Origin of the sequence: Myxococcus sp. CA023 (assembly GCF_010998615.1) — a bacterium.
GTDB lineage: Bacteria > Myxococcota > Myxococcia > Myxococcales > Myxococcaceae > Myxococcus.
The window spans coordinates 59,286-83,142 of the sequence record NZ_JAAEAH010000020.1 but is presented as its reverse complement, the minus strand read 5'-3'; the positions used below and the strand labels follow the sequence as shown (position 1 = coordinate 83,142).

General features: G+C 69.6%; 19 protein-coding genes. 9 read left to right on the top strand and 10 right to left on the bottom strand.

Translation table 11 applies throughout. The features are described 5' to 3' along the window. The first annotated feature begins 9 nt into the window (after positions 1-9). Complete coding sequence (gene cysI / locus F8M74_RS11345) at positions 10-1,698, top strand: assimilatory sulfite reductase (NADPH) hemoprotein subunit (protein WP_141256874.1); 1,689 nt, start codon at positions 10-12, stop codon at positions 1,696-1,698. 23 nt (positions 1,699-1,721) lie between these two features. Here cysI and F8M74_RS11340 read toward each other — a convergent pair whose 3' ends face one another. Next, positions 1,722-2,684: a trans-aconitate 2-methyltransferase gene (locus F8M74_RS11340; protein ID WP_171410158.1), complete on the bottom strand. Its 963-nt coding sequence runs from the start codon at positions 2,682-2,684 to the stop codon at positions 1,722-1,724. A 223-nt stretch (positions 2,685-2,907) separates the two neighbouring features. On the opposite strand from F8M74_RS11340, the gene gspC reads away from it, so the two are divergent. Next, entirely contained in the window at positions 2,908-3,777 is an 870-nt protein-coding gene (gspC, locus tag F8M74_RS11335; protein WP_141256876.1) for a type II secretion system protein GspC, read from the top strand. 15 nt (positions 3,778-3,792) lie between these two features. Here the strand turns inward: gspC and F8M74_RS11330 are convergent, their stop codons facing one another. Further along, positions 3,793-4,656: an NAD-dependent protein deacetylase gene (locus F8M74_RS11330; protein WP_141256877.1), complete on the bottom strand. Its 864-nt coding sequence runs from the start codon at positions 4,654-4,656 to the stop codon at positions 3,793-3,795. Positions 4,657-4,784: 128 nt separating this feature from the next. Then, positions 4,785-5,855 carry an AbrB family transcriptional regulator gene (locus F8M74_RS11325; protein WP_216619809.1) on the bottom strand — a complete coding sequence of 357 codons (1,071 nt, stop codon included), beginning with the start codon at positions 5,853-5,855 and terminating at the stop codon, positions 4,785-4,787. Between the two features lie 92 nt (positions 5,856-5,947). Here F8M74_RS11325 and F8M74_RS11320 point away from each other — a divergent pair, with 92 nt between their 5' ends. The 3 genes from F8M74_RS11320 (at position 5,948) to F8M74_RS11310 (ending at position 9,626) form a co-directional block, all read left to right on the top strand. Beyond that, entirely contained in the window at positions 5,948-6,421 is a 474-nt protein-coding gene (locus tag F8M74_RS11320; protein ID WP_163884390.1) for a GNAT family N-acetyltransferase, read from the top strand. A gap of 100 nt (positions 6,422-6,521) precedes the next feature. Then, positions 6,522-8,201: a DUF1570 domain-containing protein gene (locus F8M74_RS11315; RefSeq protein WP_141256880.1), complete on the top strand. Its 1,680-nt coding sequence runs from the start codon at positions 6,522-6,524 to the stop codon at positions 8,199-8,201. A 33-nt stretch (positions 8,202-8,234) separates the two neighbouring features. Further along, positions 8,235-9,626, top strand: coding sequence for an aldehyde dehydrogenase family protein (locus F8M74_RS11310; protein WP_141256881.1), 1,392 nt, complete (start codon positions 8,235-8,237; stop codon positions 9,624-9,626). A 7-nt stretch (positions 9,627-9,633) separates the two neighbouring features. Here F8M74_RS11310 and coaA read toward each other — a convergent pair whose 3' ends face one another. Together coaA and F8M74_RS11300 are read right to left on the bottom strand one after the other, a co-directional pair. Beyond that, complete coding sequence (coaA, locus tag F8M74_RS11305) at positions 9,634-10,587, bottom strand: type I pantothenate kinase (protein WP_141256882.1); 954 nt, start codon at positions 10,585-10,587, stop codon at positions 9,634-9,636. A gap of 69 nt (positions 10,588-10,656) precedes the next feature. Then, positions 10,657-11,388, bottom strand: a complete 732-nt coding sequence (locus F8M74_RS11300; protein ID WP_171410159.1) for a M90 family metallopeptidase — start codon at positions 11,386-11,388, stop codon at positions 10,657-10,659. A gap of 116 nt (positions 11,389-11,504) precedes the next feature. Here F8M74_RS11300 and F8M74_RS11295 point away from each other — a divergent pair, with 116 nt between their 5' ends. From F8M74_RS11295 to F8M74_RS11285, 3 genes are all read left to right on the top strand, one after another. Then, entirely contained in the window at positions 11,505-12,875 is a 1,371-nt protein-coding gene (locus tag F8M74_RS11295; protein WP_228559739.1) for a BamA/TamA family outer membrane protein, read from the top strand. Between the two features lie 107 nt (positions 12,876-12,982). Beyond that, entirely contained in the window at positions 12,983-13,240 is a 258-nt protein-coding gene (locus F8M74_RS11290; protein WP_171410160.1) for a DUF504 domain-containing protein, read from the top strand. Positions 13,241-13,274: 34 nt separating this feature from the next. Then, positions 13,275-14,441 carry a serine hydrolase gene (locus F8M74_RS11285; protein WP_216619805.1) on the top strand — a complete coding sequence of 389 codons (1,167 nt, stop codon included), beginning with the start codon at positions 13,275-13,277 and terminating at the stop codon, positions 14,439-14,441. Between the two features lie 8 nt (positions 14,442-14,449). On the opposite strand, the gene F8M74_RS11280 is transcribed toward F8M74_RS11285, so the two are convergent. The 5 genes from F8M74_RS11280 to F8M74_RS11260 all read right to left on the bottom strand — a co-directional run bounded on the left by F8M74_RS11280 (position 14,450) and on the right by F8M74_RS11260 (position 21,641). Next, positions 14,450-15,238, bottom strand: coding sequence for a nucleotidyltransferase domain-containing protein (locus tag F8M74_RS11280; protein ID WP_163884388.1), 789 nt, complete (start codon positions 15,236-15,238; stop codon positions 14,450-14,452). After that, positions 15,235-16,530, bottom strand: a complete 1,296-nt coding sequence (locus tag F8M74_RS11275) for a nucleotidyltransferase domain-containing protein (protein WP_141258849.1) — start codon at positions 16,528-16,530, stop codon at positions 15,235-15,237. The genes F8M74_RS11280 and F8M74_RS11275 overlap by 4 nt, the downstream gene beginning before the upstream one ends. Before the next feature lie 78 nt (positions 16,531-16,608). After that, positions 16,609-18,027, bottom strand: a complete 1,419-nt coding sequence (gor, locus tag F8M74_RS11270) for a glutathione-disulfide reductase (RefSeq protein WP_141258850.1) — start codon at positions 18,025-18,027, stop codon at positions 16,609-16,611. Between the two features lie 128 nt (positions 18,028-18,155). Beyond that, positions 18,156-20,990, bottom strand: a complete 2,835-nt coding sequence (locus tag F8M74_RS11265; RefSeq protein WP_141258851.1) for a response regulator — start codon at positions 20,988-20,990, stop codon at positions 18,156-18,158. A 42-nt stretch (positions 20,991-21,032) separates the two neighbouring features. Continuing rightward, positions 21,033-21,641, bottom strand: coding sequence for an EF-hand domain-containing protein (locus F8M74_RS11260; protein ID WP_141258852.1), 609 nt, complete (start codon positions 21,639-21,641; stop codon positions 21,033-21,035). Positions 21,642-22,025: 384 nt separating this feature from the next. Between F8M74_RS11260 and F8M74_RS11255 the strand changes: the two genes are divergently transcribed. Continuing rightward, a complete protein-coding gene (locus F8M74_RS11255) occupies positions 22,026-23,849 on the top strand; it encodes an RIO1 family regulatory kinase/ATPase (protein WP_141279498.1) in 1,824 nt (607 codons plus the stop codon). Positions 23,850-23,857 lie beyond the last annotated feature (8 nt).

Genomic DNA, 23,857 nt, shown 5'->3' with positions numbered 1-23,857 from the left:
AGCAACGACATGAGCCACCAGCCCAAGCCGCTCTCCGAAGTGGAGCACATCAAGACCCAGAGCCGCCTGCTCCGGGGAAGTCTGGCGGAGAGCCTGGAGGACCCGGTGACGGGCGGCCTCGCCACGCCGGACACCAGCCTCATCAAGTTCCACGGCAGCTATCAGCAGGACGACCGCGACCTGCGCGAGGAGCGGCGTCAGCAGAAGCTGGAGCCCGACTACAGCTTCATGCTCCGCACCCGCCTGCCTGGAGGCGTATGCACACCGGCCCAGTGGCTGGCGATGGACGCCCTGGCGCGCGAGCACGCCAACCACACACTGCGCATCACCACGCGGCAGGCCTTTCAGCTGCACGGCGTCATCAAGGATGACCTCCGGCCCACCATCGCCCGCATCAACGAAGCGATGATGGACACGCTGGCCGCCTGCGGCGACGTGAACCGCAACGTGCTGTGCAACCCCAATCCGGTGGACTCGCGCGTCCACGAGACGGTGTACCAGTGGGCGGTGCGCATCTCCGAGCACCTGCTGCCGAAGACGCGTGCCTACTACGAAGTCTGGCTGGGGAAGGAGAAAGTGGCCGGCGGCGAGGACGAGCCCATCTACGGCTCCACGTACCTGCCCCGGAAGTTCAAGGCCGCCGTGGCGGTGCCGCCCCTCAACGACGTGGATGTCTTCGCGCAGGACCTGGGCTTCATCGCCATCATCGAAGGCGACGCGCTCGTGGGCTTCAACGTCTCCGTGGGCGGCGGCATGGGCGCCACGCATGGTGACGCGGCCACCTATCCCCGGCTGGCGGACGTCGTCGGCTTCATCCCGCCGGAGCAGACGCTCGCCGTCGCCGAGGAGGTGGTGAAGATTCACCGCGACTTCGGGGACCGCACCAACCGCAAGCACGCGCGCCTGAAGTACGTCATGGAGGAGCGCGGCGTGCCCTGGTTCACGGCGGAGCTGGAGAAGCGGCTCGGCTTCCCGCTCCAGCCGGCGCGCCCCTTCGCTTTCGAGCACAACGGAGACCGCTTCGGGTGGACGGAGGGCCATGACGGCCGGTGGCATCTGACGCTGCACCTGGACAGCGGCCGCGTGGGGGACCGGCCCGGCGCCACGCACTTGACGGGCCTGCGGGAGATCGCGCGCATCCACACCGGGGACTTCCGGCTCACGGCGAACCAGAACCTCGTCATTGCGGGTGTGACGCCCGAGGCTCGCGACGCCATCGGCGCGCTGGTGACGGCGCACGCGCTGGACAGCTTCCGCAGCGCCAGCCCGGTGCGCCGCAACGCGCTGGCGTGCGTGGCGCTGCCGACGTGCGGGCTCGCCATGGCGGAGGCGGAGCGCTACCTGCCCGTCTTCGTGGAACGGCTGGAGGACCGGCTGCGGGCGCATGGCCTGCAGGACGCCAACCTGCTGCTCCGCATCACCGGGTGCCCCAACGGCTGCGCGAGGCCATACCTAGCGGAGGTGGGACTCGTGGGCAAGGCGCCGGGCCGCTACAACCTGCACCTGGGCGGAGATGCGCGAGGCCAGCGCCTCAGTCGTCTCTACAGGGAGAACATCGACGAGGACGCCATCCTCGCCGCGCTGGAGCCATTGTTCGAAGGCTACGCACGCGAACGTCAGCCCGGTGAAGGCTTTGGCGACTTCGTGGTGCGCGCTGGCCACGTCCCCAGCCCAGCCGTTCAGCCTCGACCGTCCTGAGCCAACGCGGACCACGCGCGTGTTCAATCGCCCGCGCCCCGCACCGCGGTGAGGAGCAGGTCGTACTTGCCGCCCAGGAACGTGCGGAAGCCGTGCTGGTGCAGATAGCGACGGTAGAAGGACAGGTCCTTCACCAGCAGCGACAGGTCGGGCTCGCGCAGGTTCCGCACCCGCGCGCCATAGACGACCTCACCATCCCGGAAGCGGGAATTCGGGAAGCCCAGCAGCAGCGCCGAGCGCGGCTCCAGGTGCTCCTGCACCAGCCTGCGCAGCAGTGCATGGTCATCCACACCGGGGCTCTGCAGCGTGCCCACCGACACCACCAGGTGGAAGCGTCCCAGGTCCTCCGGCAGCGCGTTGAGGTCGGCGACGACGAAGCGGTGCCGCGCATCGGGAAAGCGGGCACGTGCCTCTTCGATGGCGCTGGCACTGTGGTCCACCCCCACGAAGCGCACATCCGGGGCCTCCTCCAGCCATGAGAACGCCGCCAGTTCATCCCCGCGGTTGACCCCCAGGTCGAGCACGCGGCCGGACTCCGGCAACCGGATGCGCCCAAGCGCTTCGAGCCACGGCAGCAAGAAGCCCGCGTCCTCCAGCTTGCGCAGGCGCGCGAAGGCGGAGGCCGCGCCATAGCGTTCTTGCGGTGACACCGCTTCGTCCGCCTGGCCCCCCACGTGCCAGGGCGCCTCGGGCCCCAGCCGCTCGAAGGTCAGCGCGATGTGCGTCGCATCCACCGCGCGGGGCGTGAGCAGCCGGCACGAGAGCCCCTCCGCCAGGTCGCACCAACTGCGCAGGGGCCGGTGGAGCAGCGTGCCGGACGGGCCCACACGCTCGCCGGGGTAGCACCTCCTGCCCAGGTCCGGGTCTGGCACCTCGATGGTGACGGGCCCCGCACCGAGCGACGCCAGCAAGTGCCGATGGATGTGGATCAGGGACTCGGCATGGAAGCGGCGAGGGTGCGCGGCGGACTCGGTGGGGCTCGACATGATGGCGCGGAGCCTATCGCGGCCCCCGTCCTGTTCCATGGCTTCCGCGCCGTACACAAGTGGCGTGACAGCGAGTCACACACTCGTCGTGCGTCCGTGACAGAGGTGGCTGGGGAAGTCCCGTGCGGGCAAGGCGTCCAGAGTGAGCGCAGCCCCACTCAGGCCCTGGCCTCGTGCTTGCTCAAGGGCCGCGTGTCACTCCTGAACCCAAAGGCACTCGGCCATGGCCACCCCACTCCGGAAGCACTTCTGGCTCGTCACGACGACATTCATCGCACTCGCCATGCTGCTCCTGGCGAGCACGACCAACCTGCTCATGGAGTTCGCATTCACTCCACGCATTTCAAACATGCGGGATGAGCAAGCCTTGCCGGCAGAGGCTGCCTCACGCCCCCGCGCGGCATTGGAAGGCAGTCGTCTGGCAAAGCTCACAGGACTGACACTCGACAAATCGCCGGAGCACGCGCCGCCCTCGGGTGGCGGCACGGCCATGAACACGTCCCTGCGGTTGAAGCTGCTCGGCACCCTGGTGGCGCATGACTCGCAGTGGTCGCTCGCCTCGCTCGAGGACCTCGACGCGAAGCGCATCCGCAGCGTGATGACCGGTGACGACCTGCAGGGCGCTCGCGTCGTCTCCATCGAGCGCGAGCGCATCACCTTCCTGGTGGACGGCCGGGAGGAGTTCATCCGCGCCGACCGCCATGGCGGCGTCTCACCCGCGCCCTTCCTGGCGAACGCCGCGCCCGCGCAGACGGGCGTCCGCGCGGTGGGTGAGCACACCTATGAGGTGTCCCGCCGCGCTGTCGAAGACGCGCTTGCCAATATGGACGGCCTGCTCACCCAGGCCCGTGTGGTGCCGGCCTTCCGCGACGGCAAGCCCCAGGGCTTCAAGGTCTTCTCCCTCAAGAAGGGTTCCCTCTACGAGCAGCTCGGCATCCAGTCTGGTGACGTGCTCCAGCGCATCAATGGCGTCTCGCTCGACGCGCCCGACAGAGCCCTGGAGGCCTTCATGCTGCTACGAGGCGCTTCGCACCTCGAGCTCGACATCGAGCGAGGAGGGAGTCCGGTCCGCAAGGTGTACGACGTGAAGTGACCGCCGTACGGCCCTTCAGCTCCGGGCCAGTGCCGCGGCGAGCCGGGGGAGCGCATCCCCTGCCCTCGCCTCCAGGTGCACGTCCGCGAGCTCCACGCCCCGGCACTCCCCCAGGTTGAGGATGGCGATGGGCATGCGGCGCTCGGACGCGCGCACCAGGAAGCGGTAGCCGGAGAAGATGGCCAGCGAAGAGCCCACCACCAGCAGCGCGTCGCCCTCCTCCAACAGGGCGAACGCCGACGCCACGGTGGGAGCCGGCACGTTGTCGCCGAAGAAGACGACGTCCGGCTTGAGCGTGCCACCACACACCAGGCACGCAGGGACTTGGAAGGACGACAGCTGCTCGGAGGTCAGGTCCGCGTCACCGTCCGGACGCAGCTCCAGCACCTCGAGGGAGAAGCCAGGGTTGAGCGACAGCAGCCGCGCCTGCAACGCCTCGCGCGCCTCCTGCGCGCCGCACGCCAGGCACCGGACCTGGGCCAGCGCGCCATGCAGCTCAATCACCCGCGAGCTGCCAGCGGCATGGTGCAGCCCGTCCACGTTCTGGGTGATGAGGCCTCGGACGTGGCCCGCCTGCTCCAGCTCCGCCAGCGCCGCGTGCGCCGCGTTGGGCCGGGCCGAGGAGAAGCGCGGCCAGCCCCTCAGGCTTCGCGCCCAGTAGCGCGCCCTGACCTCGGGGCGCGTGAGGAATTCGCGATGCTGAATGGGATTGCGCGCCCGCGCCCGCGTCCCGGGCCCCCGATAGTCGGGGATGCCTGACTCGGTGCTGCACCCCGCCCCGGTGAGCACCACCGTGCTGCGGCGCGTGAGCAATGAGACCAGCGCCTCCATGCTCGGAGCGAGGCTGGGGACAGGCAGGGCATCATGCGGGGCAGTCATCGCGGCCTACATATTAACCGCGCGTCCCTGGCCGCGCCGGACGTCCGCCCTCGCCGGGGACCTCCCAGGCGCACACCTGCCCCCACCCACTCGGACAGGCACGCCTGCCAGCCTGGCCAGCGGGGTGCTCACGCGTCCCGGGCGGGAGACAGCCTGCGCAGGAACGTCGGCGCGACGAGGAAGATCAAGAGCAGCCGTCCCACCTGGACCGCCAGCACGACGGACAAAGTGGCACGCGTGCCCAGCGCGATGGCCAGCACGGAGTCGGCGCCGCCTGGAGACGTCGCGAAGTAGGTGGTGAGCAAGTCCACGCCCGTGGCGGCGGACCAGCCCCACGCGAGCAGCAGACACCCCACCACCATCGCCACCGAGGCCGCCAGTGCGACGTGGGCGACGCGCTTCAGATCCTGCACCGCCGAGGCATCGAACTGGCTGCCCACGCGCACGCCCAGCACCCACAGGCCCAACGGGAGGAGGCCCGGAGGCCACGCGCCCACCGGAAGGCCCAGCGCCGTGAGGGGGATGCCCAGCAACACGGGCCCCAGGAAGGCACCGGCCGGCAGCTTCAAGCGCAGTCCCAGGAAACTGCCCACGGCGGACACTCCCGCCGTCGTCAGCCATGCCCACAGCGGTGGCGGCGAGCCCGGCAGGTCCGCCGCGCGGGCCACCGCCACGTCCGGCGTATCCCCCACCCACCGCCCCACCACCACGGCCACGAGAATCACGATGCACAGGCGCATGAACTGGAAGAGCGTCACCAGCCGCGCGTCCGCGCCCAGCTCGTCGCTCAGCGCCACCATCGCGGACGCGCCCCCCGGCATCAGCCCCAAGGTGGCGGTGCGCGAGTCCAGGTAGCCCAGCTTCGCGCACACCAACGCCACGCCCTGCGCCACGGCCACCACGCCCACCACGGCGCCCAGTGACACGGCCCAGCTGTCCGCGAGCGCGCTCCAGGCCTCTGGAGAGAAGGACGAACACAGCGCGCCCCCCAGCACCGAATGCGCCACCAGCAGCCCCCGGCGCGACACCGGGACGTGCACGGACAGCGTCAGCGACGCGGCGATCGACACCACCATCGCCCCCAGCAACGCCCCGGCAGGCAGGTGGGCGAGCTCCGCGAGTCCAGCGGCGAGCAGCGTCGCGACGGTGACGGCCACCACGCGGCGTGAGCGGCGTCCAGGCGCGGAGTCATTCGTCATCACGGCGCCGAACGTACCAATGAAGGGTGGGACATGCCCGGGTATCCGCCGAGGAAAGCCCCGCACGCTTACCCGTGCTAGACGCCCTCCTCATGCGATGCTGGCAATGGAAGTCCTTCCAGGCGCTGTCCCTCGACGAGCTGTACGACGTGCTCGCCCTGCGACAGGAAGTCTTCGTGGTGGAGCAGCGCTCCATCTACCAGGACGTGGACGGTTTCGACCGGAGCGCGGAACACCTGCTGCTCCACACGGAGTCGCAGGGTACCCGGCTGCTCGCCGCGTACTTGAGGGTGCTGCCTCCCGGTGTGAAGTATCCCCAGGAGAGCAGCCTGGGCCGCGTGGTGACGTCGCCCCGCGCACGGGCCCAGGGGCTGGGGCGCGAGCTGGTGGCGCGTGGCCTTGCCCGGCTGGACAGCCTGTACCCACAGGCCGCCGTCCACATCGGGGCCCAGCACTACCTCCAGCGCTTCTACGAAGACTTCGGCTTCCAGACGCAGGGCGACGTCTATGACGAGGACGGCATTCCCCACATCGACATGGTGCGGCCAGCGGGCGGGACGCGCTGACGCCGGACCACGGTCAGCGCTCGCCGCTATGTCCCGGGTGGTCAGACGTTACATGGCCCATGCGCCGGGGACCGCGCCCCGGCCGAGGAGACGACACGACTTGCGCCACGGCCTCGCGATGGGGGCACTGCTTGCACTGCTCTCCACCACCCAGCTCGCGTGCGTCGTCGGCCCGCGCTTCACCACGTGCCCAGGTGAAGGCGGCCGGCCCTGGCTGAGACTGGACAGCGACCACTACACGCTGCATACGGACCTCCCCGCCGAAGAGGCCCGCGAGGCCATGCAGCGCCTGGAGCGGACCCGCGCCGCCATCCTCACGTCGATGTGGCCGCAGTCCCTGGGCCAGCAGATGACGAAGCTGGACGTCTACGTCCTTCAGAACCCGCGCGAGTTCGAAGGCCTCTACCCACGCCGCGTGCGCGCCTTCTTCTTCCGCTCCGACAGCGAGGCCCTCATCGTCCTGTCGGGACGGCCGGGCACCTGGGAGCAGACCTTCTCCGGAATGTCCCTGGCGTCCTCATCCTCGCTGAACCACGAACTCGCCCACTACCTGAGCGCCTATCCGCTCTCTCGTCAGCCCCGCTGGTTGTCCGAGGGCCTGGCCGAGTACCTGGAGACGCTGCGCCTCTCGGAGGATGGACAGACTGCTGTCGTTGGCGTGCCGCACTGGAGGGCCATCGCGCAAATGACGTCCTGGCTCGACGGCGTCCGGAGGGGCGTGGCACAAGGTTGGACGATGCAGCGAGTCCTCCAGTGGGACCGAACCCTGGAGGCTCGCGAGCAAGACAAGGCCGTTGGCACGAACTACGCGGGGAGCTGGCTGCTGGTGCATTGGCTGCTGAATGAGCGGCCCCAGCCCTTCGCCGAGTATCTGGCGCTGCTCAACCAGGGAGTCGCCCCCGAGCAGGCACTCGCGCGGGCGCTGCCCGAGCTGATGTCCCCCTCGCTCGACGGCGTGCTCTACGACTACCTGCGCAACCGCCGTTTCGTGCAGCGAACCGTCTCCGTGCCGTCCGTGGGAACGGCGTTCGTCGAGGAGGACCTCGATGACGCCCAAGTCCATGCCATCCGCGCCAAGCTCGCCGGGCTGGGGGCGCACCTGGCGCACCGGGAGCCCTTCATCACCAACCGCCAGAAGGTGGCGAAGGACGAACTCGACGAGGCGCTCCGGCTGAACCCCACGGGACTCCTGGCGCTGTCCGCGAAGCTGCGCGGCGCGCCGCCGTCCGAACAGGTGACCATTGGCCGGAGCGCCGTGGAGGCCCATCCCCACGAGAGCGAGGCGTGGCTGTTTCTGGGCATGGCGCTGCGGCACGCCCCCGCCGCGACAGAGGAGCGCGAGGCCACCTATCGCGAAGCCCTGCGGCTCGACCCGCGCAACGCCAACGCGGCGCGTGAGCTGGCGTGGATGCTCGTCAACCAGGACCGGAGCGGGGAAGCCCTGCCGCTGGCGCGCTGGGCCGTGGCGCTCGCGCCGTGGAGCCCCAACGCCCTGGACACGCTGGCCCTGGCCCTGGCAGGCAGCGGTGCTTGCGAGGAGGCGCGGCAGGTGGAACGACGGGCCCTGGAGTTCATCCAGGAGGAAGGCGCGCCGGAGCTGGAGCAGTTGCTCCGCCAGCGCATCGCCGGGCTCGAGGACGGCACCCTCTGCGTGGCGTCCCCGCCCGACGACGGAGGCACGGAGGCTGGCGATGGACCGACAACACTTCCCGGACGCCATCTGTCGCGTACCTCACGCGCCGGGGTGGCTGGGGCGGCCGGCAACTTCGCGGGCCCATGACGCAATTCTCGTCCATGGCTTTCCTGCGAGGCCATGAGCCAGTGCACTCACATCGTCGACAATCCCTTCACCGGCGACGTCGCCGCTTCGGTCGAGCCCACGTCGCCCGCGAAGCTGGACGCCGTGCTGGAGCGAGCCCGCGCCGCGTCGCGCGCGCTGCGCGCCCTGAGCGTGGCGGAGCGCGTGAAGCGGGTGCTGCGCGCGTGCGAGGCGATGGAGAGGAACGCCGATGCCATCGCACGAGACATCACCCGGCAGATGGGCAAGCCGCTGTCCCAGGCCAGGAGTGAGGTGGCCGGCATGGCGGGACGCCTGCGCCACATGGCCGCCATCGCCGAGGAATCCCTCGCGGACATCGTCCTGCCACCCAAGGACGGCTTCGAGCGGAGAATCGCGAAGGAGCCGCTGGGCGTGGTGTTGGACCTGCCCGCCTGGAACTACCCACTCCTCACCGCGGTGAATGCCATCGCGCCCGCCGTGCTCGCGGGCAACGCGGTCATCGTGAAGCACTCGCCGCGCACGCCCCTGTGCGGTGGCCACTTCGCGCGCGCCTTCGCCGAAGCAGGCGCGCCCGACGGCGCGGTGCAGGCCATCTTCCTGGACTACCCAGGGACGGAGCAGCTCGTCGGTGACGCGCGTGTGGACCACGTCCTCTTCACGGGCTCGGTGCTCGGCGGCCACAAGATGCAGACGGCCGCGCGAGAGCGATTCCTCCACATGGGCCTGGAGCTGGGAGGCAACGACCCGGCCTACGTCGCGCCGGACTGTGACTTCGACAAGACGGTGGAGAACATCGTCGACGGTGCCATGTACAACGCGGGGCAGAGCTGCTGCGCCGTGGAGCGGGTGTACGTGCACCGCTCGCTGTACGAGCGCTTCATCGCCGCCGCGGAGCCACTCGTGCGCGCCTACGTGCTGGGCGACCCGGAGTCCGAGCAGACGACGATGGGCCCCATCGCCCAGCCCTGGCACCCCGCCGAGTTGCAGTCCTTCGTCCAGGATGCCACGAGCCTGGGCGCACGGCTCGTCACGGGTGGCCGCGCGGCACAAGTGGAAGGACGGGGCCGGTTCTTCGAGCCCACCCTGCTCCGCGACGTGAGCCCCCAGGCGCGGCTGATGCGTGAAGAGTCCTTCGGACCGCTGCTGCCCATCGCGCTGGTGGACTCGGACGAGGAGGCCCTGGCGCTGATGAATGCCTCGCGGCTGGGCCTCACCGCGAGCGTGTGGACGTCCGACCGGGAGCGCGCGGACCGGCTGGCGCGGCAACTGGAAGCGGGCACCGTCTACATGAACCGCTGTGACGCGCTGGACCCCGCGCTGCCCTGGAGCGGCGTGAAGGACTCCGGACGCGGCGTGACGCTGAGCGCGCTGGGCTTTGACGCCCTGACGCGGCCCAAGGCGCTCCACTACCGCCTGCGCTTCTGACGCGCGGCTACAGCTTGCGCAGCCTCACCCGCTTCACCTTGTGGTCGGGGCCCTTGAGGAGGATGAGGCGCGCGCGCGAACGGGTGGGCGCGATGTTCTGGGCCAGGTTGGGCCCGTTGATTTCGCCCCACACTGACTCGGCGAGCTGAATCGCCTGCTCGTGGTTCAGCTCGGAGAAGCGGCGGAAGTAGCTGCGCTCGTCGCGGAACGCCGTCTGCTGGAGCTTGAGGAAACGGTTTACGTACCAGCGGCGGATGTCGTGCTCGTGCGCGTCCACGTAGATGGAGAAGTCGAAGAAGTCGGAGAGGAACGTCGCCGGCATCTGCTTCCCCTCCTGTGCCCCGGCCTGGAGGACGTTGAGCCCTTCCAGGATGAGGATGTCGGGCTGGCGGACGACCTGCGCATCACCGGGCACCACGTCGTAGACGAGGTGCGAATACACCGGCGCCGTCACCTCCGCGCGTCCGGCCTTCAGTTCCGCCAGGAAGCGCACCAGGGCGCGCCGGTCGTAGCTCTCCGGGAAGCCCTTGCGCTTCATCAAGTCGCGCTCGGTGAGGACGTCGTTGGGGAAGAGGAACCCGTCCGTCGTCACCAACTCCACGCGCGGGTGGTCCGGCCACCGCTTCAGCAGCGCTTGGAGGATGCGCGCCGTCGTGCTCTTCCCCACCGCCACGCTCCCGGCGATGGCGATGATGTACGGCACCTTCTGCGCCGAACCTCCCAGGAAGGCTTGCTGCTCCGCCCACAGCCGCTGCGCCGCGGCCACCTGCAGGTTCAGCAACCTGGACAAGGGCAGGTAGACATCCACCACCTCGTCCAGGTCGAGGTGCTCTCCCAGGCCCCGCAGTCCATCAATCTCCTCGGACTCCAGCGGCAGAGGCGTGGCGGCACGCAGCGCCCGCCAGGCCTCCCGTTCCAGGTCGATGAACATGGATGGGGACGGACTGGTGGCTGAGGCCATGGATTCCACTCCAGGAGATGAACATCCAAGCCGCCGCGTAGCACAGCCGAGACGTTCACGCTCGGACGTTCAGGTGCCAGTCGCGGGATCCCACCCGTAGAAGCGCTTCAGCTCCTCATAGAGCTCCGGCGTCTTCTCCTGCATTTGCCGGGGTTTCTCGAAAAACGATTCGGTGGCCACCGCGAAGAACTCGGCCTCGTTGAGCCCACCGTAGTCATCCAGCACCTGCCGTTCCCGGCGCTGGCCCTGCCGAAGTTTGTGGAAGTGCTCGCTCATCACCGCGCTCCATGCCCGGTAATGCGAATACGCGCGCAGGTTGGGCGTGCCATCGAAGGCGCCGTCGGCCCGGTCCAACACGTGGGCGAACTCATGCGTGGCGGTGTCGTGACCATCGTCCGGGTTGCGCAGCCCCGCGAGCACCGACTCCCACGAGAGGATGACGGAGCCCCAGTTCTTCGCCTCGCCCAGCACCCCGCCCGTGCGGTCCGGGATTCGGAAGGCGCTGGGATAGACGATGACCTCCCGCAGCCGGTCGTAATACGACAGGCCCAGGTGCAACACGAGCTGCACCGCGGTGGCGGATATCACCACGCGAATCTCGTCGGTGACCTCCAGGCCGCCGGCGCCAATGAACTCCTTCTCCCACGCGAACACCTTGAGCTTGTCCAGGAAGGGCTGCCGCAGCTCCGGGGAGAGGGTGCGGAAGAAGGGCACGCGCGCGTCGAGGTAGCCCAGCCATGCCTCCGGAAAGGGGCGGCGAAGCAGTCGCCGACGCCGGAACTGGCGGATGAAGGAGAACATGCGCCCTGGCATAGCAGACGCGCACGGCGCGAGGAGCACCTCCCGGGACGAAACTGGAGGTAGATTGCGCATGGCGGGCGCGGCCGGCAGCCCCTTTCACGGACGTGCAACGAGTGATGAGCAGACGCGTGTGGGTTCGATGCGCGGCGCTGGGGCTGAGCCTCCTGGCGTCCCAGGCACCGGCGCAAATCACGGAGTCAGACCCGGTCGTCGAGGAAGTGGCGGTCCGCGGCCCGGAGAAGACCCTGCCGGACACGGTGCGCGCCTATGCGCGTGTGGGGGAAGGAGACCCGCTCACGCTCGAGGACCTGGCCAAGGTCGAGCGGCGGCTGGTGGCCACGGGCCTCTTCCAGGAGGTGAAGGTCAGCTACGAGCCTTCCGGGCCGGGCCGGGTGCGGCTGATTCTGGAGGTGGAGGACAAGGCATCCTGGGTGGTGGCGCCCACCTTCGTGCTGCAATCCGACAACGTCGGCGGCGGCGTGCTGTACGCGGAGAACAACCTCTGGGGCCGCAGCAAGAAGTTCGCGACCGCGGCCCAGGTGAGCACGGCGGAGAGCGGTATCTTCGCGGGCTTCCTGGACCCGAACCTCTTCGGGCTGCCCCAGCTCCGCTTCAGCCTGGAAGGCCAGCTTCGCAGCGACCGGGTAGACGAGTACCAGGCTGGCTCCGGCCAGCGGCGCCCAGAGGTGGTGCGACGGACGCGGATGAACTCCGCGTCCATCGCCGGAGAGCTGGGCTTCCTGCTGTTCGAGCGCGTACGCGCGGCGGCCAAGTACCGGCTGATGTCCATCGACGCGAAGTCCCCCGACACCTCCGAGGAGGTGACGACGCCCGCGTTCTCCCTGGGCCCGTCGCAGCAGGATGCGTCCCTGCGGCTGATGGTGGGCATCGACACGCGGCAGAACCTGCACGCGGTGATGGAGGGCCTCAACCTGGAGGCTTCCTACGAGCTCTCCAATCCCGGCGTCGGCAGTGACTTCCGCTACGAGCGCTTCGGACTGCTGTACCGCCATGGCCTGCGGCTGGTGGGTGAACACAACCTGGTGCTGCGCGGCGAGGCCGTGGCGGGGGTGGACCTGCCGTTCCATCAGGAGTTCGTGATGGGCGGCAATTCACTGCGCGGCTTCGTCTACCGTCAGTTCCGGGGCGACACGCGCCTGTCCTTCACCGCCGAGTACCACTTCCCCCTCTTCACGGTGAACCCGCTGTCCTTCCGCGGCGTCGCCTTCTCCGACACGGGGATGATGATGTGGCGCAAGCTGCCCGGGGACCGGGAGTTGCGGGACGTCAATGGGCGCGTGGTGCGCAGCTACCTACCGGACACGGAAGACGGGCTGGGGAACGCCACGGTGGCCCAGGGCGTGGGCGCCGGCCTGCGGCTGTACCTGCGCAACATCGTGCTGCCCCTGGTGGGCGTGGACGCGGCCTACAGCGTCAACTCGGGCGAGTTCCGCTTCTACCTGGTGGCGGGTGTGAATCCGTCCTAGGGACGACACGTCAGGCGGCCCCGCGGTGGGGCGTCGGGTGCGGCGCGCCATGCCTCCATGTCATGAGGGCATGCGCGTCTCCCCTCCCCGCTTCCCGCGAGTCCGCCATGTCCGACGAACGCTTCACGACCAGTCGCGAGGTCTACCACCGCATCCAGTGGGACCCGCGGTTCGACCCCCGTGAGTTCACCATCGGCTACGACGCCCATGGAGAGACGCGCGAGGAGATGCCGTTCGCGGCCTTCGTTCCGGACGGCGAGATTCCCTGGCACCGCGTCTGGTACTTCAAGCGGGGCCACCAGGTGGTCTGGGACCGCGAGCAGCGCTTGGACCTGCTGAATTCGCCGCAACCTCCGCCCGGGTAGCGGGTTGAGGGGTACGGAGGCAAGAATCACGAGCATGTCGCGAGCCCTGCTGGTCGTCCTTGGAGTCGTCCTGGCTGCCTGTGGTGAATCGGACGCGCCCACCCCGGATGGTGGAGCGTCCCCACCCGCCCCGGACGCGGGAGTTCCCCAGCCCGACGCGGGGATCCCTCCTGGCGATGCCGGAACCCCGGAGCCGGACGCCGGCTCGCCGTGGGCCACCGTGACCGCCGTGCTGGAGGCACGCGTCACCGAGGCGGGTGCCTCCGTCCCGGGACTGGGCCTCGCGGTGTACGACGCGCAGGACCGGAAGGTGTACGAGCACATCGTCGGGGACTTCGAGCCGGACCGGCGGGTGGCCGTGGCCTCCGCGTCGAAGCTGGTGTCCGGCACCCTTCTCTTCGAGCTCATCCGCCAGGGCCGTCTCTCGTTGGACTCCACCACGGGCCAGGTGCTCGGCTGGACGGGGAACAAGGCGGGAATCACCCTGCGACACCTGCTCTCCTTCACGTCGGGACTGCAGCCCTCGCACCTCTGCACGTTCCAATCCGGCATCACCCTGGCGGACTGTGTCGCCAGCATCGGCCAGACCGCACAGGTCGCGGCTCCCGGGGCGCGCTTCGACTACGGCAGCACCCACTTGCAAGTCGCCGCGCGCATGGCGGAGGTGAGCACGGGCAAGACGTGGAACGCCCTCTTCACCGAGACGCTGGCCCAACCGCTGGGCTTGCCATCAGGCGTCACCTACTTCACCGCGCCCAATCACCCGCTGGGCACCACCAATCCCCTGGTGGCGGGCGGGCTGCGCGCGTCCATGAATGAGTATGCGCCCCTGCTGGCGCTCGTCTTCCACCGAGGTACGCATGCCGGCGGTGTCATCGGCACGCCGGAGCTGTTCGACGCGCAAGCCGTCGAGCCCTTCCCTGACGTCGTCGTCGGCAATTCGCCAGCGGCGGACATGGGCCTGGACCTCCGCTATGGCCTGACGGCGTGGCTGGAGTGCCCCACGCCCGCGCAGGGCTGCGCCGTCATCAGCTCGCCAGGGGCGTTCGGATGGACGCCCTGGGTGGACCGGGACGCGGGCTACTACGCCGTCCTCGGGATGCACCTACAGCGGGATGACCCGGGCGCGGGCGTCGTCAGCTTCGCGATGCGCCTCTCCACGGAGGTGCAGCCCCTCATCCAGGCGGCGCTGGCCCCCTGAACCAGCGGCTATCCGTCGAAGCGCCTCCGCCGCAGGTCCAGCATCCACGCCTCCAGCGCGGCCACGGCCTCGTCGGGTGGCGACTCGGGTAGCACCGAATCCGCCCGCGCGGCTTCGAGCACCTCGAACGCGCGCGACACCTCGCCGCGCCACCGCTCGCTCAGGGCCTCCGGAAGCTCGCTCTTCTCCCCACTCAGCTTCTGCTCCACCAGGGCATGGGCATCCGCGAAGCCATACTGCGACAGCAGCTCCGTGACGTCCGTCTCCACCACGCCGGTCCGCAGCGCATGGGTCCCCGTCAACGTGGTGCGCAGCACGTAGAGCAGCCGCTTCGCCGAACGGAAACCGCTCTTCTCCCACTCGCGCAGCTGTCCCTGGGCAAAGCCGTTGTAGTGCCGGTACATCTTGCGCGACAGCACCGCGCGCACCAGCGGACGCAGCGACTCCAGCTCCGGAGACACGCGCAGGGGGATGGCCCCCAGCACCCGCTCCAGGTAGTTCCCATTGCCTTGCAGGATGCCCTGGAGCACCGGCAGCAGTTCGTTGGACGAGTAGTCCACCTCCACGCCCTCCAGCACCTCCAGTCGCTCCGTGGGGACGTGCACGGGCTGCAGCGTCAGCAACGCCGCGGTATGCGCGACGTGGATGGACTTCAGGTCCAGGTCGCTGTCCGGCGAGGGGAAGCCATAGGCGTGCGCTCCGGACAGGGAGACGACCAGATGCGAGCGGTGCCGGGACTCCTCGTCCAGCACCCGGTCCGCCATCGCGCGTTGATGTTCCGTCAAGGTGCCCTTCATTCCGAATCCCTCCACGCCATGGCCGGGGCCTCCGGCGCGTCACGTCCCAGCGGCCCGGGCTCCTTCAGCACCCAGCGCCGCGCCAACTCCTCGCCCACACGCCGCAGCAACCGGTCCGCGCGTTCGTAGTCCGGATGCTCCGGCAGACAGCTCTCCCGGTGCGCGGCCTCCAGGTCCGGCGCAAGGGCCTCCGCGTCCCGCAGCACGTCCTCCAGCGGCACGCGGCCCGCCTTGATGTCCAGCAGCCGCGCCTTCAGTGCGCCAGAGGCCTCGAAGACGGGCACGCCCTCGCGCAGCCACCCCGTCGCCGTGGCCACCAGCCGCAGCAGGTTGTAGGCGTTCTTCGGGCGCAGCTCGCGCGCGGAGGGAGGCCGCTGACCGCCGCTTCGCGCATAGGCGGTGAGCGCCTTGAAGTCATTGGCCGCCAACAGCCCCTGGTCCCAGAGCGAGCGGTAGAGCTGCTTCACGTACGTCTTCGCCGCCAGCAGCGCGTCCTGCGCCGACGGCGCCTCGCGGGGCGACACGGCCGACAGCCGGCGCGCCACCTCGTCCAGGTCCGGCGCGGGCTCCTCGCACAGCCATTCGAGCAGCAAGTCCCGATGCTCCGCCAGTCGCTGGCTGCGCGTGAGCTTGTCGAGCTGGCTCATGGCATAACGCCCGAAGCTGCCGAACAGGGCCTTGGACACGAAGGCGTCGCGTTCCTCCAGGAGCCACTCGCCCACCGGGTCCAACGCCTTCGCGCCCGGCACGAAGAGCGTCTCCAGCGTGTTCGGGTCCGCGCGGAGCGCCTGCTCCACCGCCTTGTGGACCTCCCAGTACGTGGTGCTGCCATCCGCGCTCACCAAATCCCTGGGCGCGTCGACCAGTCCGAACCGCCAGGGGAGCGGCAAGGCGAACACGCCGCGCACATCCACGTCCGAGCGCTCGTCGGCAAGCCCCCATGCATGGCTGCCCACGCGCGTCTCCAGCACCACACACGGCGTCAGCGCGCTCCAGGCCGCCTCGCGGCGCTGGGCGAACTGCACCTGCCCCGGGCGCCGGGGCACCAGCTCGTCCCGCGCGAACCACACCTCCCCCACGCCGACAATCTGCACGTCGAAGCCGCCGTCGTGCGCGCGGACCACACGGCCCACGACGCCCTGCGGAATGCGGCGGCCTCCCGAGGCCAGGCGCTCCACGCGCGTCGTCACCTCGGTGCCGTGGGGCAGCGGCACCGACAACCGGTCCACCTGCTCCAGGCCCCGGATGCGCGCGCCGCCTGGGGAGGGAGCCTCCGTCGATGAATCACTCATGGGGTCGTCACCTCTCGAATCGGTGCGAAAGCCGCCCAGGGACGGCGGGACGAACGCCGCCCTGACCCGAGGCGGGCCTCAGCGCCGGGGAGACGCCGGCGCATCATGGCCCAACTCCGCCGCCATGCGCTCATCGGGGTCCGGCCGCTTGTCGCGAAGGGTGACGAACTCCTCGGCCGCAGTGGGGTGGATGCCCACGGTGGCATCGAGCTGCTTCTTGGTGACGCCACACTTCACCGCCACCGCCAGTCCCTGGATGATCTCCGGCGCGTCCGCCCCCACCATGTGACAACCGAGCACGCGGTTGGACTCGCGCTCCACGACCACCTTCATCATGGTGCGCTCGTTGCGCCCGCTCAGGGTGTGCTTCATGGGGCGGAAGCTGGTGACATAGATGTCCAGCTTCCCATGGCGCTCCCGCGCCTCCTGCTCCGTCAGTCCCACGGAGGCCACGGGCGGCTGGCTGAAGACAGCCGACGGCACGTTGGTGTGGTCCATCTGCGTCGGGTTGTCGTTGAAGAGCGTCTCCGCCAGGGCACGCCCTTCCGAGATGGCCACCGGCGTGAGGTTGATGCGGTCGGTGATGTCGCCCACCGCATAGATGTTCTCCACCGAGGTGCGGGACCACTCGTCCACCACCACCGCGCCGCGCGCGTCCAGCACCACTCCCACTTCCTCCAGCCCCAATCCCCCTGAGTTGGGAACGCGCCCGGTGGCGAACAGCACCGCGTCCGCCTCCACCGTCTCGCCCCCGCCCGTCAGCAGGCTCACCCCACCCTCGGCGCGCTTTTCGATGTCCCGGATGAAGGTGTCCGTCATCAGCTCGATGCCCTTCTTGCGCATCTCCTCCGTGAGGAAGGAGCGGACGTCGTCATCGAACCCGCCCAGCACGCTGGCGCCGCGAATCAACATCGTCACCTGGGAGCCCAGCCCGTGGAAGACGCCCGCCAACTCCACGCCGATGTACCCGGCCCCGACGACGGCCAGCCGCCGAGGCAGCTCGGGGAAGGACAGCGCCTCATCGGAGGTGATGGCGTGCTCGATGCCGGTGATGTCGGGAGGAAGGTAGGGCCGCGAGCCCGTGGCAATCAGGATGCGCTCGGCTGTGTACAGCTTCCCGGCCACCTCCACCGTGTGCGGGTCCACCACGCGCCCGCGCCCTTCCATCAGCGTCACGCCCGAGTCGCGCAACAGGCGCGCATACACGCCACGCAGCCGGTCCAACTCCTTGTCCTTGGCGGCCAGCAGCTTGCTCCAGGTGAACAGCGGCTCTTGGACTGTCCAGCCGTAGCCCTCCGCGTCCTGGAACTCCTCCCGGAAGTGCGCGCCGTACACCAGGAGCTTTTTGGGCACGCAGCCGCGGTGGACACACGTGCCGCCCACGTCGCGGTCCTCACACACCGCCACCCGGGCCCCGTGTGCTCCTGCCCTGCGGCTGGCCGCCACACCGCCAGAGCCGCCGCCAATGGTGAACAGGTCGAAGTCGTATCGGGCCATGCGCTTTGAATCTCCTCGGTGGCATTCGCGAATGAAAATGAACCTGAAGAGATAACGCTCGGATGGGGCGTTGCGCACCGTCGACGTGCGGCTCCGCCGCGTAATCCGGGCCGCCCACTCGCCGCGTGTCAGGCGCCGGACAGGGCCAGGACGCTGTCCCGCAGACGGCCCAGCAGCAACCGCGTCACTTCCAGCTCCGTCCGGCACCGCTCAAGCCGCTCGGGCATGTCCTCCAGCAGCCCGGAGTCCGCCTGCAATTCGATGTCGCGGGCCTGCGACTCCAGCGCGCTGGCGCCAAACCAGGCCGCGTTCGACTTGAGCGTATGCGCCGCCCGGCCCAGGTCGTCCGCGTGCCCACGCACCAGGGCCGAGTACGCGTCCTCCAGGAGCGCCGGCATGCTGTGCAGCGCGGTGTCGATGAGCTCGGGGAGAATCTGCGCCGCCTGCGCCCCCAGCTCTGCCCACAGCCGGGCGAGCGCGGCAGACTCCAGACCCGGGATGCGCGCCGCGTCCGGCAGGCCTTCCATGACCGTTTGCAGCGGCGTCAGCGCGACCGCGCCGCTCGCGACCCGCCGCTCCGGTGCCACCTCCGAACGCCGGAGCCGGCAGCGCAGCAGCGCCGCCGTCAGCGCCTCCACGCGGATGGGCTTGCCCAGGAAGTCATCCATGCCCGCCGAGAAGCACTGCTCCCGGTCGGAGTCCATGGCGTTGGCCGTCATCGCGATGACCCAGGGTTGCGCCTTGGGCGGCAGTTCCTGGCGGATGCGGCGCGTGGCCTCCAGGCCGTCCATCTCCGGCATCTGCAGGTCCATGAGGACCGCGTCGTAGCGCTTCTGGGACAACGCCTGCAGCGCCTGGCGTCCGTTCAGCGCCACGTCAGCGCGGTAGCCGAGCCGCTCCAGCACGAGCAGCGCCAGCTTCTGATTGGTGGCGTTGTCCTCCACCAGGAGGATGTCCAGCGGCACGGTGTCCCCCGGCCGCTCCCCCGGAAAGGGCCCTGCCAGCGAGGGCCGCGTCTGCCGGGGCTCCGGGAGCTGGGGAAGGTGCTGCGAGAAGCACGACACCAGCGCGTCGTAGAGCTGCGAGTCCTTCAGCGGACGCGACAACACACCCGCGAACAGGCCCTCGGGGGGATTGCCCCGCCGGCCCGGCGTCGACACCAGCACCAGGGGAAGGGCCCGCGTCTCCTCGCGCTGCCGGATGCGCTCGGCCAGTGCGGTGCCATCCAGCCCCGGCATGTGGTGGTCGATGAGCACCGCGTCGAACGAAGCCCCCGCCTCGAGTTGGGCGAGCGCCTCCATCCCCGACGCGGACTCCACGGGCACCAGGCCCCACGCCTGGAGCTGCCGGCCCAGCAACCTTCGAAACAGGGCGCTGTCGTCCACGATGAGCACGCGCCGGCCCTGCAACAGCCCCTGCTCCTGGCGCGGTTGCACCGCGTAGGCCTGTGGCGCAGCCTGGGCGCGCAGGGTGAAGCGGAAGGTGGTGCCTTGTCCGGGCACGCCCTCACTCTCCACCCAGATGGTGCCGCCCATGGCCTCCACCAGCCGCTTGGAGATGGCCAACCCCAGCCCCGTGCCACCAAAGCGCCGCGACACGGAGGCATCCAGTTGGTTGAACGGCTGGAACAACCCGGTGCGCCGGTCGTCGGGAATGCCGGGGCCGGTGTCCTGCACGCTGAAGGTCAGCTCCCAGTCCGCCGCGCCCGCCGCGCTGCCCAGGGCCGAGCCCTCCACGCTCACCACCGCGCCGCCGTGCTCGGTGAACTTGAGCGCGTTGCCCACCAGGTTGAGCAGCACCTGGCGGAGGCGCGACGCATCGCCCACCAGCATCTGCGGCAGCTGCGGCGCGAGGTCGCACCCCAGGTCCAGCCCCTTCTCGCTGGCGCGCACGGCCATCAGGTCCAGGACGGACTCCACGCACTGGCGAAGGTCGAAGGGCCGCAGCTCCGCCTCGAAGCGACCGGCCTCGATTTTGGAGAAGTCCAGCACGTCGTTGAGCAACGTCAGCAATGCCTCGCTGCTCTGCCGGATGGTGGCGACGAAGTCGCGCTGCTCTTCCGTCAGCGCCCGGTCCAGGAGCAGGCCCGTCATGCCGATGATGGCGTTCATCGGCGTGCGGATTTCGTGGCTCATGGTGGCCAGGAACAGGCTCTTGGCCTGATTGGCCGCCTCCGCCGCCTTGCGTGCCCGTTCGAGGTCGGTGATGTCGTGGTAGATGGCGATGAAGCCGAGCTGCCGCCCGCCTACCGACACCGGAAGCGCCCGCAGCTCCACGTCCACCACGCTGCCATCCTTGCGGACCCGCCGGGTGACGGAGCGCAGCCGCCCGCGCTGCACGACCTCGCGCGACGCCTGCTCCGCTTCCGGGAGGACGGTGGGCTCGGTGGCGACCAGTTCGAAGATGTGCCTGCCGAGCGCTTCCGCCGGCGAATACCCGAACAGGCGCGTGGCTTCGGGGTTCCACGACAGCACGCGGAACTGGCGGGTGATGGTGATGATGGCCACCGGGCTGTTGATGACCACCGCCTCGAAGAACTCCTTCTGCTGCCGGAGCGAGGCCTCCACCTCCAGGCGGGCCGTCATGTCATGGAGCTGCAAGACCCAGCCCCCGTCCCCTTCTTCGGACAGGGGCAGCGTCACCACCCGCAGGTAGTGCGCGGGGCCGGAGCCGCCTGGGCGCTGTCCGGCCAGCTCCGTCTCGCGCAGGGCGGCATCGGCGGGAGCGCGGGGCTCGGGAGGACGCCAGCCGGGAAGGAGCAGCCCCACCGGCTGCCCCACGAGTCCAACACGCGGCCCAAAGATGCGTTCCGCGGCGCGGTTGACCTCCACGATGCGTTGCCCAGCATCCAGCACGAGCACCCCATCCCGCGAGTGCTCGAAAACCGCTGCATGTGCGCTTGACGCCAGGTCAGCCACCCTTCCCCCTGCCACGAGAATGAAGGCCCGCTTGGACCGCATCATGCCAGACGCGCGCGCGGACCAGGTCGGTGTTGCAACGAGCCGTTAGCGGCTGTTCCACCAGGCCTTGAACTCGTTCCAGGAAATCTTCCCGGTGCGGTCCGTGTCGACGATGTCGACGGCGATTTCCAATTCCTCGTCGGAGATGTTCTGCCCCAGCGCCTCCAGCAAGCGCGCGAACTCTGCACGGTCGATGGTGCCGGTCCGGTCGCGGTCGTACCGCTGGAAGATGTCGAGCACCTCGTTGCCGGAACTGGTGAACTCGTCCACCGCGGCGTGGACGGGCGCCAGGGGCTGGAGCCCCGCGGACGTCGTCTCCACCTGCTCGACGAAGGGCGCCCCTGTCGTGGGCCGCTCACGCCGAGACTCGGAGGTCCGCCGCGTCGCCGCCTTGCGCGCGGGGGCCTTCTTCGCGGGGGTCTTCCTGACCGCTGCCTTCTTCGCCGTCGTCTTCTTCGCGGGGGCCTTCTTCGCGGGGGTCTTCTTCGCCGCCGCCTTCTTCGTGGTGGTCTTTTTCGCCGTCGTCTTCTTCGTGGTGGTTTTCTTCGCGCCGCGCGCCTTGCCAGCCGCCTTCTTTGGCGTGGCCTTCTTCGCCGTCGCGGTACGCCGGGATGACTTCTTCGCAACAGCCGTCTTGCGTGACTTCGTCGCCATGATGAACCCCTCCCTGGACGGCGCGCATCGTAGCGCTCCCTCGTTCGGGTCCAAGCATCAGCACGCGCCCCAACCCACCCGTTACGGTGTGCGGCCTCCGTCCCCTGGCGAACGCGGACGGTGGAGACGGTCTGGAATCAAGCCCAAAACATGGTCCAAGATGACCCACCCAGCGCATTCAAAGCCCTGGCTACCCTGGAACCCCGGGATGCAAACTGCTAGCAGGCCGTCCGCCAGCCTTCTTGGCGGCTTGCCGCACCGTGTTGGTAGCAAGAAGGGCCTGCGAGATGTTCACATGCCGCCGTGCGCCGCGAACAGGGCCGCCCGCACGCTTGCTACTGCGCCGCCAATCCTGCCCGGCCCCCATTGGAACCCCGCGTCGGAATGAATGACTCGCTAGAGACCCTCCTGGCCGATGGCATCATCGAAGCCATCATCGGCCAGTTGAAGACGGGCAAGGAGGCCGAGGTATGGCTGGTCCAGCACGCCGGCCAGGTGGTCGCGGCCAAGCTGTATAAGGAGCGCCACGAGCGCAACTTCCGCAACAACGTGGGCTACCGGGAAGGCCGCGAGGTGCGCAACTCGCGCACGCGCCGCGCCATGGAGAAGGGCAGCCGCTTCGGCCAGAACGCCGCCGAGGACGCCTGGAAGAGCGCGGAGTCTGACTCGCTCTACAAGCTGCACGCCCAAGGTGTGCGCGTGCCCACGCCGGTGATGTTCTACGAGGGCATCCTCCTCATGGAGGTGGTGCTGGATCCAGAAGGCCACCCCGCCCCGCGCATGGTGGAAGCCCCACCCACCACCCCCGAGGACGCGCACGCCCTCTACGTGGACCTGCGAGCGCAGGTCGTCAACATGCTGTGCGCCGACCTCATCCACGGCGACCTGTCCCCGTACAACATCCTCATGAGCTATGCGGGGCCGGTCATCATCGACTTCCCGCAGACAGTGGCCGCTGCTCGCAACAACCGCGCGGAGTTCTATTTCCGGCGCGACCTGGACAACGTCCGCAACTTCCTCGCGAGCACCGCGCCCTGGCTGCATGGCGCCGCGAGCGACACGAGCGAAATCTGGAATGCCTACGTGCGCCGGGAGCTCACCCCGGACTTCGTGCCGTCGGGCAATTTCCGGGAGGGGCCTCGCCAGAACGGTCGCGGAGGACCTCGGAACCAGGGGTTCCAGCCCCAGGGTGACGAGCGCAGAGGCGGGTTCCGTCCGCCGCCGCCCGCGCCGGTCGAGCAGGCCGCCGTCCCCCAGCGCGACATGACGCCCGAAGAGGCCGCCGAGGCCGAGCTTCGGGAGCTGGAGGCGCTGGTGCTCAGGCAGGGTGGCGGTGAGCGTGGCAAGCCCGCGGTGGCGGCACCTCCGCCTCGGGGTGGGCGCAACCGGGGTTTTGGAGGAGGCCGGCCCCCGCCGAGGAGTGGAGGCAACGGCGCACGACCGCCGCAGAATGGGCAGCGGACGGGCGGCGGTGCGCCTGGGCGCGCAAGCGAGCCGCGTGCGAGTGGTGGCGCCCAGGGCGGCCCGCGCGCGAATGAGCCTCGTGGCTCGAATGGCGGTCCGCGCGCGAATGAGCCTCGTGGCTCGAATGGCGGCCCGCGCGCGAATGAGCCTCGTGGCTCGAATGGCGGTCCGCGCGCGAACGAGCCTCGTGCGAACGACAGGCTCCAGAACGGCCCCCGCCAGAATGAGGCGCGTGCGAACGGCAGAGGCATGGGCGGTTCCCAGCCGAATGAGCCGCTCGCGGACAGCGCGCCCTCAAGAGGTCCCCGCCAGAACGAACAACGCAATGGCCGGCCTCCCCGCTCCAACTCGCGCGGTGGCAATCCAAGCGTGCCCGGCAATGAGCAGCGTGCGTTCGACAACGGCCGTCCACCACGGACCGAGCCTCGCGGCGACGCCATCACCTCACCGGCGAACCAGAGGGGTCCTCGCGGTGGAGGGGCTCGCTCCGACCGGAACGAGCGGCGCGGCAATGGCAGACCGGAGCCTGTCGTCGAGACTCGGTCCAGGCCAGGCGCTCCCGCGCAGAACACCGTCCGGGAATCCCGTCCGGGCAATGGCGGCAACGAGGGTGGCCCTCGACAGCCGCGCCAGTCCCAGGGCCGCGGAGGCCCGCGTTCACCGCGGCCTGGCGGGCCCCAGGTCTCCTACGTGGCCCGCCCGGCATCCTCGTCCGACCCAGGCTCGCACGAAGCGGGTTCCTGAGCCGTCAT

Bases quoted from the DNA above. Each gene is read 5' to 3' on its own strand.
- cysI (WP_141256874.1), top strand. From the start codon at position 10: ATGAGCCACCAGCCCAAGCCGCTCTCCGAAGTGGAGCACATCAAGACC.
- F8M74_RS11340 (WP_171410158.1), bottom strand. From the start codon at position 2,684: ATGTCGAGCCCCACCGAGTCCGCCGCGCACCCTCGCCGCTTCCATGCC.
- gspC (WP_141256876.1), top strand. From the start codon at position 2,908: ATGGCCACCCCACTCCGGAAGCACTTCTGGCTCGTCACGACGACATTC.
- F8M74_RS11330 (WP_141256877.1), bottom strand. From the start codon at position 4,656: ATGACTGCCCCGCATGATGCCCTGCCTGTCCCCAGCCTCGCTCCGAGC.
- F8M74_RS11325 (WP_216619809.1), bottom strand. From the start codon at position 5,855: ATGACGAATGACTCCGCGCCTGGACGCCGCTCACGCCGCGTGGTGGCC.
- F8M74_RS11320 (WP_163884390.1), top strand. From the start codon at position 5,948: ATGCGATGCTGGCAATGGAAGTCCTTCCAGGCGCTGTCCCTCGACGAG.
- F8M74_RS11310 (WP_141256881.1), top strand. From the start codon at position 8,235: ATGAGCCAGTGCACTCACATCGTCGACAATCCCTTCACCGGCGACGTC.
- coaA (WP_141256882.1), bottom strand. From the start codon at position 10,587: ATGGCCTCAGCCACCAGTCCGTCCCCATCCATGTTCATCGACCTGGAA.
- F8M74_RS11300 (WP_171410159.1), bottom strand. From the start codon at position 11,388: ATGTTCTCCTTCATCCGCCAGTTCCGGCGTCGGCGACTGCTTCGCCGC.
- F8M74_RS11295 (WP_228559739.1), top strand. From the start codon at position 11,505: ATGAGCAGACGCGTGTGGGTTCGATGCGCGGCGCTGGGGCTGAGCCTC.
- F8M74_RS11290 (WP_171410160.1), top strand. From the start codon at position 12,983: ATGTCCGACGAACGCTTCACGACCAGTCGCGAGGTCTACCACCGCATC.
- F8M74_RS11285 (WP_216619805.1), top strand. From the start codon at position 13,275: ATGTCGCGAGCCCTGCTGGTCGTCCTTGGAGTCGTCCTGGCTGCCTGT.
- F8M74_RS11280 (WP_163884388.1), bottom strand. From the start codon at position 15,238: ATGAAGGGCACCTTGACGGAACATCAACGCGCGATGGCGGACCGGGTG.
- F8M74_RS11275 (WP_141258849.1), bottom strand. From the start codon at position 16,530: ATGAGTGATTCATCGACGGAGGCTCCCTCCCCAGGCGGCGCGCGCATC.
- gor (WP_141258850.1), bottom strand. From the start codon at position 18,027: ATGGCCCGATACGACTTCGACCTGTTCACCATTGGCGGCGGCTCTGGC.
- F8M74_RS11265 (WP_141258851.1), bottom strand. From the start codon at position 20,990: ATGATGCGGTCCAAGCGGGCCTTCATTCTCGTGGCAGGGGGAAGGGTG.
- F8M74_RS11260 (WP_141258852.1), bottom strand. From the start codon at position 21,641: ATGGCGACGAAGTCACGCAAGACGGCTGTTGCGAAGAAGTCATCCCGG.
- F8M74_RS11255 (WP_141279498.1), top strand. From the start codon at position 22,026: ATGAATGACTCGCTAGAGACCCTCCTGGCCGATGGCATCATCGAAGCC.